Origin of the sequence: Brevibacterium sanguinis (assembly GCF_039528855.1) — a bacterium.
GTDB lineage: Bacteria > Actinomycetota > Actinomycetes > Actinomycetales > Brevibacteriaceae > Brevibacterium > Brevibacterium sanguinis.
This window is the reverse complement of the sequence record NZ_BAAAMB010000008.1, coordinates 32596-45989: the sequence shown is the minus strand read 5'-3', so window position 1 is coordinate 45989 and position 13394 is coordinate 32596. Positions and strand designations below refer to the sequence as shown.

Sequence of the window (13394 nt, the reverse complement as noted above, 5' to 3'; positions counted from 1 at the left end):
GACACGCTTCGGCGGGGATGCGGAAGAGGGACCCCGGAATCTTCCGGAGTCCCTCTTCTGCCATTCAGCTGTTCTGCTCGCGCAACCGCCCTGCTCAGGCCGCCGCGCTCAGCGCGTTACTGCTCAGACGAGGCAGGTCACGCGCAGGCCCACTGGCCCCAGCCGGCCTTCGCCTGCAGCTTCTTCGCACGGTCGAACTGCTCCTGCGGGCTGGCGTCGATCGGGTTGCCCGATCCGCCGACGCTGCGCCAGGTGGCGAGCTTGAACTGGAAGAGTCCGAAGTGCGCGTTGTTCTGCTTGTTGACCGCGCGGGGGTTGAAGTTCGATTCGCACTTGGCGACCTGGTACCACTTCGAGCCGGGTCCGCCGAGCATCGCCTTGATCTCCTCGGTCGACATCGAACCGCCGCCACTGGAGCCCGAACCCGAGTCGCCGGAGTCGCTGCCGCCGGAGCCGGAGTCACCGGAGTCGCTGCCACCGGAGCCGGAACCGGAGTCGTCCTTCGGCGCCGGGGCTTCCTTCTTCTTCGTGCCCTCGACGACGACCTTGGCCTGCGGTTCGGAGAGGACCTTCTCGCCCTTCTTCTCCTTCTCGACCTCGTCGCCGTTGATGGTCTTGACCGCGTACTCGACTTCCTTCTCACCGGCCTTGCCCTTGTCCTCGACCTTCGTCTCGCCGACGTAGAGCGAGTCCGACTTCTTGGTCTGGGTCTCGGGCTTGATGTCTTCCTTCTCCTTGACGGTCTTGTTCTCCACCCGGTTGACGGTGAGAACCTGGCCGTCGGTGACCGATGCGCTCATCGGCACGGAGAGGAAGTCGTCCTTGCCGAGTTCGACCTTCGCCTCGCTGAGGGCGTCCTCTGCGGTCTCGACCGGAGCCGTGACCTTGACGTCCTTGCCGTCGGCGACGACGGTGAGCGCCTTGGCGGTCGTCACCGCGATGTCGGTCGGGCTCTCGACCTCGAGCTTGTCGTTGGCATCGGCGCTGAGGTCGGCGTCCTTGGCGTCGACGCCGAGGTCGGCGAGCGCCTGACCCACGGTGTTCGCGTTCGTCCACTCGTCGGTCTTCTTGCCGTCGACGGTGAGCGAGATGTCCTTGGCGGTGTTGACCGTGACCGTCATATCGCGGTCGATCTTCGTGTCGATGCCGGGCTTGACCTCATCGTTCTTCTCGAGGTCGATGTCCTGGCTGTCGAGAATCTGGCCGACGGTTCCGCCGAACGTGCGGATCTCCTTCGGCTCGCCGTTCACCTCGAGGGTGACGGGCTTGTTCATGGTGAGTACGGCGCCGGTGCCACCGACGAGACCGGTGATGACGACCGCCTGTGCGGCGATCTGCACCTTGCGGTTCTTGAGAAAATCAATCACAGAAATATCCCCGAGCAGAGTTGATCAGCTGTTTGCAACTCGTCCACTGTAACCGATTCGTTACATGTAACGCAAAAGATCACGAATCCGTAACAGGAAGTTCCCAGACTCCCGGATTCTCGGCGATCGCGGCCGTTGCCATCGTCGCAGGTCACGTGCCGTCAGGACCGTTTCCCGGGTTCTCAGGGTGAGACGGACACCACCGCCGAGGCGGCCGTGACCTCACCGTCGTGACCCGTCGTCTCCGCGTGGTCGGCGCCGCCGTTCGATGCAGCCATTCGGCGTCACCTAGCCCCGGCCGGTCACACGTGGCTGGTCAGCTGTGGCCGCGATGCCGGTCCGCCCCGGTCGCCATACCGGCTGACTCGCAGGCTCCCCGTCATCAGTCCCAGCTGCCGAGCGCGGTCTCCGCGTTCGTCCAGACCGCCTCGGCGAGGTCACCGGCGTCCATCCCGCGCACCTCGGCGAGCTTTCTCGCGGTGATCGGGGTGAGGTACGGACCGCCGGGCTTGCCGCGGTAGGGGTGCGGGGTGAGGAATGGGGCGTCGGTCTCGGTGAGGAGCAGCTCGAGCGGGGCGCTCGCGGCGGCCCTGCGCAGCTCATCGGCGTTCTTGAACGTGATGTTGCCGGCGAACGACATGAAGTAACCGGCCTCGGCGCATTCGCGGGCCATCGCCTCGTCGCCGGAGAAGCAGTGGAAGATCGTCACCTCGGGGGCGCCCTCCTCGCGGAGGATGCGCAGCACATCGGCGTGGGCCTCGCGGTCGTGGATCTGCAGGGCGCGGCCGGTGCGCTTGGCGATCTCGATGTGGGCGCGGAAGGACCGCTGCTGCTCGGCGATCCCGTCCTCGCCGGTGCGGAAGTAGTCGAGGCCGGTCTCCCCCACGACACGCATCCGGTCAGTGCTCGTCACAAGGGCTTCGATCTCGGTGAGCGCATCATCGAGCAGACCGGCCTCGGCCAGCCGCGGAGCCTCGTTCGGGTGGAGGGCCGCGCCGCCGAGCATCCACGTGCGCGGGCTCTCAGGCGGGGCCGGCACTGTCGCGACGACTCTCGGGTCGATGAGGGCAGACGCCGCGCTTCGACCATTCGCGTCGGTCTGGCTGCCGTTCGCAGCGGCGTGACTGTCGCCAATTGCGGCCCGGCTCCCATTCGCATCGGCGGCACCGGCGCGGCCCGTGTACTGGGAGGCCACGAGCGCCGTCGTCCACCGAGCGGCCGGCAGGTCGCAGCCGATCTGCACGATCCGCCGCACCCCGGCCTGCTCGGCGGTGTCGAAGAAGAAGTCGAGGTCGGGGAACTCCTCATCGTCGTCCGGGGTCACCTCGGGAGCCGGTTCGCCCGCACCCAGGGGCAGTCGCATCCCCGTGCCGATGTCGAGGTGGGTGTGGGTGTCGACGATCGGGTGGGGCAGGGGTTCGGGCACCGGAGGATACGTTCCGGCGGCGCGCGAGGCCATTACTCCGTCTCCTCCACGAACTTCGGGAACACCGGTTCGGGCTTCGGCAGCGGTGTGCCGGGCACGAGCGGGTAGTCGATCGCGGCGAACGACCGGGGATCGATGTCAGCGGCGGCCACGGAGCCTTCGGCCTCCTCGGCGAACGACGGGGCGATGCCGGCGGCAGCGACACCCGCCCCGGCGACGACGCCGACGGCGGCACCCGCGGACACGGTGTCCATGACTTCGGCACCCGACCCCGATTCGACGGCGGTCGGCAGGACCTTCGCCCCCGCCTCGGCGACACCGGCGGGCACCCCGAGGAGATCGAGGATCCGGCCCGCGGATTCGGGCATCACCGGCTGGATGAGGATCGAGATGATGCGCACGACCTCGATCGTCACCCACAGCACGGTGGCCATGCGCTCGGGATCGGTCTTCTTCAGCTTCCACGGCTCCTGCGCGGAGAAGTAGCGGTTGGCCTCGGAGAGGACCTTCCAGCACGCGTCGACATACTGATGCAGCGACTGGGTGTCGACGTGGGCTCGGGCGGTCGCCAGCGTGCCGCGGGCCAGCGCCAGCAGGGTCTCGTCCGCCTCGGTGAGCTCACCGGGCTGCGGAACCTGGCCGTCGCAGTTCTTCGCGATCATCGACAGTGAGCGCTGGGCGAGGTTGCCGTACTCGTTGGCGAGGTCGGCGTTCTTGCGGGTGATGATCGAGTCCTTCGTGTACGAGCCGTCCTGGCCGTAGGAGAACTCGCGGAAGAGGAAGAAGCGGACGGTGTCGAGACCGAACGCATCGACGAGGTCGATGGGATCGACGACGTTGCCGACGGACTTCGACATCTTCTCCCCGGCGTTGAAGAGGAAGCCGTGGGCGTGGACGCGGCGGGGCAGCTCGATGCCCGCAGACATGAGGAACGCCGGCCAGTAGACGCTGTGGAAGCGGATGATGTCCTTGCCGATGATATGGACGTCGGCCGGCCACCACTTCGCCAGGGCCTCCTCGTCGTCGGGGTAGCCGGCGGCGGTGAGGTAGTTCGTCAGGGCGTCGATCCACACGTACATCACGTGCTTGTCGTTGCCGGGCACGGGCACGCCCCAGTCGAAGGTCGTGCGCGAGATCGAGAGGTCCTTGAGTCCGGAGGCGACGAACGAGGCGACCTCGTTGCGGCGGGAGTCGGGCCCGATGAACTCCGGGTGGTCGCGGTAGAGCTCGAGGAGCCGGTCCTGGTACTTCGAGAGACGGAAGAAGTAGGACTCCTCCTCCGTCCAGGTCACCTCGGTGCGGGTCTCCTTGGACAGGCGCACGCCATCGACGACCTCGGTCTCGTCCTCGGTGTAGAACGCTTCGTCGCGCACCGAGTACCAGCCGGAGTACGAGTCGAGGTAGATGTCGCCGGCCTCCTCGAGCCGGCGCCAGATCGCCTGCGAGGCCGCGTAGTGGTCGGGGTCGGTCGTGCGGATGAACCGATCGAACGTCGAGCCGAGGGCCAGCTGGGTGTCGCGGAAGTTCTTCGCGTTGTCGTCAGCGAGTTCCTTGGGAGTGATGCCGAGCTTGTTCGCCGCCTGGAGCATCTTCAGACCGTGCTCATCGGTGCCGGTGGCGAAGAACACCTCGTGGTTGTCGAGGCGCTTGAACCGCGCGATGGTGTCGGCGGCGATGTACTCGTATGCATGCCCGATGTGGATGGCCCCATTGGGGTAGGCGATCGCTGTTGTCACGTAGTAACCCATAGGTCAATCAGTCTAAAGGACGCGCAGCGGCGGGACGGACGGCGTCCGCGGGGGTGGGTGCGTTGGTGGCCGACGGGGCGGGGCGGGCCTCGGCGGGGCGGGTCTGGGCGCGGTGAGTTCCCGCGCACAGGGCCGGCGGGAAGGCGCGCCTGCAGCCCCACGGCATTAGAGCTCACCCTGGTTTGGAGGGCTCGGTTCTTGGCATGAGCTCTGGAAACCAGGGTGAGCTGTGGCAAGAACTCCCGACCGGCACCCCCTCCCGGTCGACGCAGGGCGGGTCAGAACAGGCTCAGAGCCGGAGGGGCTTGCCCCTGAACTTCAGCAGCTCGGGCGCCTGTTGGAAGAGCTTCGCCCCGAACACCTGCGGATTGAGAATGTCTCTGAAGGCGAAGTGGACGACCTTGTACCCCATCGTCAGCAGCATGTTGTGCTGGTAGCTCTCCCGCTTCAGGCGACTGCGTCCGAACTCCTCGTACTTGCCGGAACCGTCGACGGCCAGCGCCGTCATCGTCTGCCGGTGGAGAAAGTCCAGCCGCGTGAGGAAGTCCCCGTCGTGGGCGACATTCCACTGCTGGTCGAAATCGTGCAGGCCGAGGAGATGGAGATTGAACGAGCTTCGACTTTCCGCGTAGCTTTCCGACAGCGGAGAGATGTGCTCAAGCAGGGTGAGAGCTCGTCTACGTCCACGCGCCAGTCGGAGAGCAGCAGGAGCGAAGTCCTGGGCGACGAGGTTGCGGCCGATGTCCGCGAGCACACGGGGATTGGCGAACCCCAGACGCTTTTTGAGTCCGTACCGCTGGTGGACGCCTCTTCGCAGGGTGGCCTCCAAGGCGGCGAATCCCGCAACCGGGCCGCCGTACTCGATGAGGTCCAGGCTGGTGCGGATCGAGCTCGTCACTTCCACGTCAGACAGGATCGCTCGATCAGCACTGGGCACCGCGCGCCGGAAGCGGCGGATGGCTGGGCTCAGTGTGCTCGCAGTCGGATGCATGACCGTCAGCGGGCTCAATGGCAGGTCGAACATCGGCAGGTCGTGAAGAAGCGCTGCGGACACACCGGAGACGACATCGCCCCGGCGATAATGCGGGTAGTGCATGACCTCGAGACGCGCCAACTTGGCGCGAATCGCACGATCCTCGATCCGTTCGGCCATCGAAGAGTCCTGGAACTGCTCAGTCCACGCTGTGTCCGTGATCAGCTCGTGGATGCGCGCATGACGAGGAACGGTGCAGGCGACGGCGATCGAATACACCCCTCGGCAGACGCGGATGAGACAGCAGTCGACAGCTCGACTGATCTCCACGCTGGTCACCCCGGCTGCACGCAGGGTCTGAGAGGTCACCACATTGCACGTCTGCTGTTCCCTGTGATCGTCCATGCGCACACTCTGGCGCCGGCAGTCGGCCGCCGCATCTGCCGGCGGGTGCCCTGTGGAAACGCGATGAGCGTCCACAGGCTATGCGAGCACAAGTGCCCACAGTGTCCCCAGGGGGCTCGACGGCACCGCACCCGCGTCGGCGTTCCTGACATCGCCGTTCTTCCATGTCGCTAGCCGTCGCAGTTCCTCACAGACGCATCACCGCAGGCGAGAGTGCCAGGATTCGAGTACTCATCGACACTGTCAGGCACATCGGAAGCGTGAGACCACGCAGCTGAACGGACCGCAGACCTCGCCCGCGCCGCTTGAGCTCTGTCGAGTACGAGCGGCTCACGTTGTTAACAGAGCCGCCCAAACGAAGGTGAGCCCAAACCGTCCACAGCCGATCGCACACGAGTGGGACCGTCCGGCGGGCCCGACAGTCCGACCGCGCACGACCCGCAGCACGGCCCCGGGTCACTCGCGGTGGAGCCAGGCCTCGTAGATCTCCCGCTTGGACAGGCCGAAGCGCTTCGCGATCTGGCCGGCCGCGTCCTTCGCGCGCACACCCGAATCGATGAGCGCCTCCATCTCGCCGAGGTGGTCCTCCGGAGCCGTCTCCACTGCGGTGGCGCCGGCGAGGACGAGGGTGAGTTCCCCGCGCAGCCCACCGGCGGCGAGCTCGCGCAGCGACCCGACGGTGCCGCGCAGCGTCTCCTCGTACGTCTTCGTCAGTTCCCGGCTGATGCTCATCGGCCGGTCGGGGCTGATGACCGACGCGAGGTCGTCCATCGCCTCGGCGATCCGGTGCGGGCTTTCGAAGAAGACCATCGTCCGCTTCTCCGACTTGAGCTCCTCGAAGAGCGTCCTGCGAGCCCCGGACTTCCGGGGCAGGAAGCCCTCGAAGCTGAAACGGTCGCTCGGCAGACCGGAGACGGCGAGCGCCATGAGCACCGCCGACGGCCCCGGCGTCGCGGTTACCGGCAGATCGGCCTCGGCGCACGCCCTGACGACGCGATATCCGGGGTCGGAGACCGCCGGCATCCCAGCATCGCTGAGCTGCACGACGGTCTGCCCGCCGCGGACGAGGTCGACGATCTCGTGCGCGCGGGACTGTTCGTTGTGGTCGAAGACGCTGAGCACGCGCTTCGTGTGCGCGATGCCCAAACGCTGAGCGAGGGAGAGGAAACGGCGGGTGTCCTCGGCGGCGATGACGTCAGCAGTCGAGATGGCCTCCCGCATCCGCGGGCTCGCATCGCCGAGGTTGCCGATCGGAGTCCCGACGAGGATGAGTCGTCCGCCGGTGAGGTCAGGTCCGTGTTCGCTCAGGTCGGAACTGTGTTCGGAGGAGTCGGCGTCGCCGGCGAGAGGCTCAGAAATACCGGGCTCCTGCGTCACGAAGCGCTTGCTCCGGTGGCGAAGATCAGGGCGAACACACCGAAGTAGATGAAGATGATGAACAGTCCGATGAGGATCCAGATTCCGGTGCCGATGTAGCCGACCCAGAGGGCGGCGATCGCCATGCCGTCGCCGCGCTCGCCGCGCTCTCTGATCTGTTTGCGGGCGATGTGGCCCATGACGATCCCGGCGATGCTCGCGAGGAAGAAGCCCGAGACGGTGCCGAAGATCGAGGCGACCAGGGCGATGATCGCCAAGGTGTTGGTGGGTGCCAGCTGCTGGTAGCCGACTCCGGCGCTGCCGTAGCTCGCGGGACCGTACGTGCTTCCGTAGTTCGCGACCTGCTGGTTGTTCGCGGCCTGGTAGCCGCTGGGATCGTAGCTGTTCGACGGCTGCCCGGACTGCGGCTGCTGGTAGTACATATCGGGATTGTTCCAGTTGTTCTGACTGCTCATGACTTCTCTCCTCGGGGATTCTCCCTCAACCGTACCGAGCACGGCACCGAGACCAAAGGCGAACGTGTTGCAATCCTGCATCGTCGGCCGTCGGAGACCTCCTCTGCGACCGATGCCAGGCGGATCGCAGCGGAGCAGCGTGCCGCCGGAGAAAGGGGTGCGCCCCAGACTCCGCTCGTCAGAGACGTGCTGAGTTCGCCCCGCAGACACAGGGCGAGCCCGCCCCTCAGGCCGTCACGGCGAACATCGCGAACAGGCTCGCGCCGACGATCGCGATGATGACGATGGCCAGGAGCGCCAGGCCGATGCTGATGTAGCCCATGATGAGGCCCGCTGTTGCCTGACCGCGGCCGTCTTCGCCGGTGCGTTTGATCTGGCCGCGCGCCACGTGTCCGAAGATCACCGCGAGGATCGGAGCCAGCCACAGGAGCATCGCGAGGAAGCTGAAGAGCCACCCGATGACCGGTATCATCGCAAGCAGCCAGCAGACGAAACCGCCGGCGAGGCCGATGATGCCCATCCACATCGACCACCCGGCCAACGCGTTCGGCTTGCGGTAGACGACCATCGGCGCGCCGTACGTTCCGTAGGTGACCGGTTGGCTGAAACCGCCGGGCTGGCTCATCGAGGGCTGCCCGCCCGACGGTCCCACCGAGTCGAGGTACTGACCGTAGTCCGTGTACTGGCCGCCACCGTAGCTGACCTGGTCATATCCGTTCTGGCCTGAACCGTAGCCGGTCTGGCCCGATCCGTAGCCGGGCTGACCGGAACCGTAACCGGGCGATGGCTGGGACGCTCCGTATCCGGAGCCGAACTGCTGGGAGCCGACCTGGGGCGGGTCGCTCGGGCGGTAGTTCGGGTTGTTCGACACTCTCATCACCGTCTTCGCTCGTACACGGAACTTCTCGCACAGCACGTCATGCAATGCCTGTAGTGATCAGCCTAACCGCCATCCCCCGCGTGCGATACCGCCAGCTTCACGTCAGTTCCCCACAGCTGTGCAATTCAATTCAGCAGCGACCGTTCTCGTCAGTCAGCGGCGTCTGACCTCAGCCACCGTCAAGACGCAACGGCCCCCGACGAGGCGCGGCAGGCAGGTGCGAACCGCGCCGAGGCGGGCCGACGTCCGAGACACGACCGTGCGAACGCTGAACGGCTTCACCGACACCGCGCCCTAGACTTGGCCGTGATGACAGCTCCCCATGATCCCCCATCGCCGAGGCGGCGCGCCGAACCGACAGGCGCCCCTGAACCGACGACCGACCCCGGTTCGACCGCAGCGACCACACCGGCGACTCCGGCGACCTCTGCAGCGACCGCAGCGCTGCGCGACACAATCTCGTCGACGTCCCCCGACTCCGAGAAGTCTGCAAGCAACGACAAGGCAGGGGGCACTGACCGTGGCCCGACCGCGCGGCCATCGCGCCGCGTCGCGCGCGAGACCCGAGCCCGCCGGCGCGAAGCCGTCCTCGCCGGAGCCGCGGCCCTGCGCAGGGAGACCTTCTCCGCCGGCATGTGGGCGACCCGGGCACCGGTCTGGATGTGGCCTGCGCTCATCGTCATCACGCTCATCAGCGGCGCCCTGCGCCTCTTCCGCCTCGACTTCCCGCCGCGGCTGATCTTCGACGAGACCTACTACGTCAAGGATGCCTACTCGGTCGTCACCTTCGGCTACGAGCGCGCCTGGCCGGAGAACGCCGACGATTCCTTCAACGCCGGCGACCCGAGCGTCATCGAGTCCGGCCCCGAGTACGTCGTCCATCCGCCGCTGGGCAAATGGGTCATCGGATGGGGCATCGACCTCTTCGGTGCCGACGACTCCTTCGGCTGGCGCTTCTCCGTCGCCATCGTCGGCACCCTGACGATCTTCCTCATCGGCCTCGTCGCCTGGAAGCTGTTCCGGTCGGCCTTCTTCGCATGCGTGGCCGCAGGCCTGCTCGCTGTCGACGGCGAGCACTTCGTCCACTCCCGCACGAGCCTGCTCGACATCGTGCTCATGGCCTTCATCCTGCTCGCCTTCTACTTCATCCTCCTCGACCGCGAGCAGGTGACGAAGCGGCTCGCCCGCTGGACCGCGGGACTCGACGGCGCTCCCCCACCGACGGGCGATCCCGCAACGGACCCCGCCGGTCCTGCAGCCAACGCCGCCGCAGAAGCCCAGAGCCCCGCCGCGAAGTCCGCCCGCGCCAAGTTCGCCGACGCGATCAACTTCGGCCCCCGCCTCGGCGCCCGGCCCTGGCTCATCGCCGCGGGCATCAGCCTGGGGCTCGCCACCGGCGTGAAATGGTCGGGCCTCTACGCCCTGGCCGCGTTCGGCATCCTCGTCGTCGCCTGGGACGTTCATTCCCGCTTCCGCGCCGGCGTCGTCCATCCGTGGCTCGGCGCCCTCATCCGCGACAGCATCCCGGCGTTCCTCTCCCTCGTGCCCGTCGCCCTCATCACCTACATCGCGACGTGGACGGGCTGGATCCTCTCCGACGACGGCTGGGACCGGCAGTGGGCGGCCGAGACGCCCGGCTGGTGGCAGTCCCTCCCGTCGTGGCTGTACTGGCTGCCCTCGCTCGCGCGCTACCACTACACGGCGTACTCGTTCCACGTCGGCCTCGACGCCGAGCACCCCTACATGTCCAACCCGTGGGGCTGGATCGTCCAGTGGCGGCCGACGTCGTTCTACTACGAATCCCTCAACCAGGGCGACCTCGGATGCGAGGCGATCCGGTGCTCCTCGGCGATCACCTCGGTGGGCAACCCCGTCATCTGGGGCCTGGCGCCGGTCGCCCTCCTCATCGTCCTCGCCGCGTGGATCATCCGCCGCGACGTCCGCTGCGGGGTCATCCTCGCCGGGCTCGCCGCGACGTGGCTGCCGTGGTTCGCCTACCAGGAGCGGACGATCTTCACGTTCTACACGATCGTCATGGTTCCCTTCGTCGTCCTCGCGCTCACGTACTGCCTTGCGCTGCTGTGGGGGCGGCGGAATCCCGCTCCCCCATTCGCCGAGGCGGTCCGACCGTCCCCGGCGACGCCGGGTTCCGCTCCCGAACCGCAGACCACCCCCGGTCAGTCCCCGGACACCGGCACCCCGACGACCCCCGAAACCGCCCGCGCCCCCCGCCGCCGAGGCCGCCGACCGTCGTGGACGCTCCTGGCCCGCCGCCTCGGCGTCGGTCTCATCCTCGCCGCCGCGGTGCTCGCGTTCGCGTACTTCTGGCCGATCTACACCGGCGAGGTCATCCCGTTCGAAGCGTGGAACAACAGGATGTGGAACGTCACCTGGCGCTGACCTGAACTCGACATGACGGGGTCGCCTCGGCGACACCGGCTGTTCACCTGCGCGTCACGGCCCGTCGTTAGGTTCGGGGCATTGTGACTGACACCGCCATACCGAACCACCCAGCTCCCGCCTCGGCGACACCCGCTCCCACCTCGGTGGACACGAGGACATCAGAGCCGGACACATCGCGAACCGTCGCCATCATCCCCGCCCGCGGCGGATCGAAGGGCATCCCCCTGAAGAACCTCCAGAAGGTCGCGGGCGTCTCGCTGCTCGCTCGGGCGATCAACGCGGCGAAGGCCACCCCGAGCATCGACCGGGTCATCGTCTCGACCGACCACGACGGCATCGCCGCAGAGGCGATCCGGGCCGGCGCCGAGGTGTCCCACCGTCCCGCGGAGATCGCCGGGGACACGGCGACGAGCGAATCGGCGATCATCCACACCCTGAACACCCTTGACGAGGACTTCGACGTCACCGTGTTCATGCAGTGCACGTCGCCGTTCATCGACTCCGCCTCGATCGACAATGCCGTGTGCCGGGTCGCCGACGGGCAGGACGACGTCGTGTTCTCCGCCGTCGAGGACCATTCGTTCCTCTGGCGCCTCGATGACGACGCCGAGGCGGTCGCCGTGGGCCATGACAAGGCATTCCGTCCGCGGCGCCAGGACCGAGCCAAGCACTTCAACGAGACCGGGGCGTTCTACGTCATGCGCACGGCCGGGCTGCTCGAGAGCGGACACCGCTTCTTCGGCCGGGTCGGCATCGAGGAGGTCCCGCCCGAGCACGCCCGCGAGATCGACGACATGTCCGACCTCACGCTGGTCCGTGCGATCGCCTCGACGCAGGAGACGGCTCAGGTCATCGACGTCGATGCGCTCGTCACGGACTTCGACGGCGTCCACACCGACGACGGCGCCTATGTCGATGAGGACGGAAACGAGCAGGTCAGGATCCACCGCGGCGACGGAATGGGAATCTCACGCTTGGTGAAAACAGGTTTCCCTGTCATGATTCTCTCAAAGGAACGCAACCCTGTGGTCACCCGCAGGGCGGAGAAACTTCATATTGACGTAACCCAGGGTGTGGACAATAAGTCGGAGGTTCTGCGGTCGTGGATCGACGCGCAGGGCCTCGACGCCACCCGCGTCGCCTATGTCGGCAACGACATCAATGACCTCGAAGCCTTCGAAGTCGTCGGGTGGCCGATCGCCGTCGCGGACGCCCACCCCAAGGTGCTCGCCGCCGCTCGAGTCGTTCTCGACCGGCCGGGCGGACGGGGCGCGGTCCGCGAGGTCTGCGACCTCATCCCCACCCGCAACTGAGTCAGGCACCGGATCGCGGCCGACCGGCGGCCCCACCGACAACTCCACACCGCAGTTCATCCACAGACACAACTCCACATGGAATCGCACCACCCACCCCGCGCGGAGGCACCCACCGCGTACGAACGAAAGCAGGATTCATGACTGATCACATCGCCCCCGTGGCCATCGGCGACCAGCTCGTCGGACCCGGCCAGCCCGTGTACATGATCGGTGAGATCGGCATCAACCACAACGGTGACGTCGAGATCGCCAAGCAGCTCATGGATGCCGCAGCGACCGCAGGCGCGCAGGCCGTGAAGTTCCAGAAGCGCAACCCCGACGTCGCCGTGCCCGAACACCAGAAGTCGAAGATGCGCTCGACCCCGTGGGGCGAGATGACGTACCTCGACTACAAGTTCCGCGTCGAGTTCGAGCGCGAGGAGTACACCGAGATCGATCGCTACGCGAAGGAACTCGGCCTGCAGTGGTTCGCCTCCCCGTGGGACGTCGACTCCGTCGAGTTCCTCGAGGACCAGTTCGATGCGCTCACCTACAAGGTCGCCTCGGCGTCGCTGACCGACTTCGAGCTGCTCCGCGAGATCGCCGAGACCGGCAAGCCGGTGCTCTGCTCGTCCGGCATGTCCGACTGGGAGACCCTCGATGCCGCCGTCGAGGTCTTCGACCGCGACAAGCTCGTCCTCATGCACGCCACCTCGACGTATCCGCTGCCGCCGGAGGAGGTCAACCTCCTCGCGATCCCCGCGATGCGGGAGCGCTACGGGGTGCCCGTGGGCTACTCGGGTCACGAGCTCGGCCTCGAGATCTCCTTCGCCGCCGCCGCGCTCGGCGCGGTGACGATCGAACGTCACATCACCCTCGACTCCTCGATGTGGGGATCGGACCAGTCGGCTTCGATGGAGCCTCGCGAGTTCGCCTCGCTCGTCAAGGGCGTGCGCGTCCTCGAGCAGGCGATGGGTGACGGCGTCAAGCGCGTCATGCCCGGCGAAGAGTCGAAGATCGACTCCCTCCGCAAGGTCACCGCTTGATCGCGACCCCCTGAGGTCG

The 13394-nt window shown here is 67.0% G+C and carries 10 protein-coding genes; 3 read left to right on the top strand and 7 right to left on the bottom strand.

Going from position 1 to position 13394, the window contains the following annotated elements; translation table 11 throughout:
* Positions 1–137 precede the first annotated feature (137 nt).
* The 7 genes from ABD154_RS09280 to ABD154_RS09250 all read right to left on the bottom strand — a co-directional run bounded on the left by ABD154_RS09280 (position 138) and on the right by ABD154_RS09250 (position 8628).
* Positions 138–1367: a resuscitation-promoting factor gene (locus tag ABD154_RS09280; RefSeq protein WP_198499445.1), complete on the bottom strand. Its 1230-nt coding sequence runs from the start codon at positions 1365–1367 to the stop codon at positions 138–140.
* Between the two features lie 382 nt (positions 1368–1749).
* Positions 1750–2826: a TatD family hydrolase gene (locus ABD154_RS09275; RefSeq protein ID WP_344251160.1), complete on the bottom strand. Its 1077-nt coding sequence runs from the start codon at positions 2824–2826 to the stop codon at positions 1750–1752.
* Positions 2826–4541, bottom strand: a complete 1716-nt coding sequence (gene metG / locus ABD154_RS09270) for a methionine--tRNA ligase (protein WP_344251159.1) — start codon at positions 4539–4541, stop codon at positions 2826–2828. Before metG ends, ABD154_RS09275 begins: the two co-directional genes overlap by 1 nt.
* A 289-nt stretch (positions 4542–4830) precedes the next feature.
* A complete protein-coding gene (locus tag ABD154_RS09265) occupies positions 4831–5919 on the bottom strand; it encodes a hypothetical protein (RefSeq protein ID WP_198499448.1) in 1089 nt (362 codons plus the stop codon).
* A gap of 456 nt (positions 5920–6375) precedes the next feature.
* Entirely contained in the window at positions 6376–7227 is an 852-nt protein-coding gene (rsmI, locus tag ABD154_RS09260) for a 16S rRNA (cytidine(1402)-2'-O)-methyltransferase (protein WP_232623922.1), read from the bottom strand.
* A gap of 65 nt (positions 7228–7292) precedes the next feature.
* Complete coding sequence (locus ABD154_RS09255) at positions 7293–7751, bottom strand: DUF4190 domain-containing protein (RefSeq protein WP_198499450.1); 459 nt, start codon at positions 7749–7751, stop codon at positions 7293–7295.
* Positions 7752–7977: 226 nt separating this feature from the next.
* On the bottom strand, positions 7978–8628 hold the full coding sequence (locus ABD154_RS09250; RefSeq protein ID WP_232623672.1) for a DUF4190 domain-containing protein: 651 nt from the start codon (positions 8626–8628) through the stop codon (positions 7978–7980).
* Positions 8629–8940: 312 nt separating this feature from the next.
* Between ABD154_RS09250 and ABD154_RS09245 the strand changes: the two genes are divergently transcribed.
* The 3 genes from ABD154_RS09245 (at position 8941) to ABD154_RS09235 (ending at position 13375) form a co-directional block, all read left to right on the top strand.
* A complete protein-coding gene (locus tag ABD154_RS09245) occupies positions 8941–11031 on the top strand; it encodes a dolichyl-phosphate-mannose--protein mannosyltransferase (RefSeq protein ID WP_198499452.1) in 2091 nt (696 codons plus the stop codon).
* Positions 11032–11114: 83 nt separating this feature from the next.
* Entirely contained in the window at positions 11115–12347 is a 1233-nt protein-coding gene (locus tag ABD154_RS09240; protein WP_232623673.1) for an acylneuraminate cytidylyltransferase, read from the top strand.
* A gap of 140 nt (positions 12348–12487) precedes the next feature.
* Entirely contained in the window at positions 12488–13375 is an 888-nt protein-coding gene (locus ABD154_RS09235) for an N-acetylneuraminate synthase family protein (protein ID WP_198499453.1), read from the top strand.
* Positions 13376–13394 lie beyond the last annotated feature (19 nt).

What these genes read in the sequence shown, in the direction of transcription:
- ABD154_RS09275 (WP_344251160.1), bottom strand. Translation starts at nt 2,826, where the DNA reads ATGGCCTCGCGCGCCGCCGGAACGTATCCTCCGGTGCCCGAACCCCTG.
- metG (WP_344251159.1), bottom strand. Translation starts at nt 4,541, where the DNA reads ATGGGTTACTACGTGACAACAGCGATCGCCTACCCCAATGGGGCCATC.
- ABD154_RS09265 (WP_198499448.1), bottom strand. Translation starts at nt 5,919, where the DNA reads ATGGACGATCACAGGGAACAGCAGACGTGCAATGTGGTGACCTCTCAG.
- ABD154_RS09255 (WP_198499450.1), bottom strand. Translation starts at nt 7,751, where the DNA reads ATGAGCAGTCAGAACAACTGGAACAATCCCGATATGTACTACCAGCAG.
- ABD154_RS09250 (WP_232623672.1), bottom strand. Translation starts at nt 8,628, where the DNA reads ATGAGAGTGTCGAACAACCCGAACTACCGCCCGAGCGACCCGCCCCAG.
- ABD154_RS09245 (WP_198499452.1), top strand. Translation starts at nt 8,941, where the DNA reads ATGACAGCTCCCCATGATCCCCCATCGCCGAGGCGGCGCGCCGAACCG.
- ABD154_RS09235 (WP_198499453.1), top strand. Translation starts at nt 12,488, where the DNA reads ATGACTGATCACATCGCCCCCGTGGCCATCGGCGACCAGCTCGTCGGA.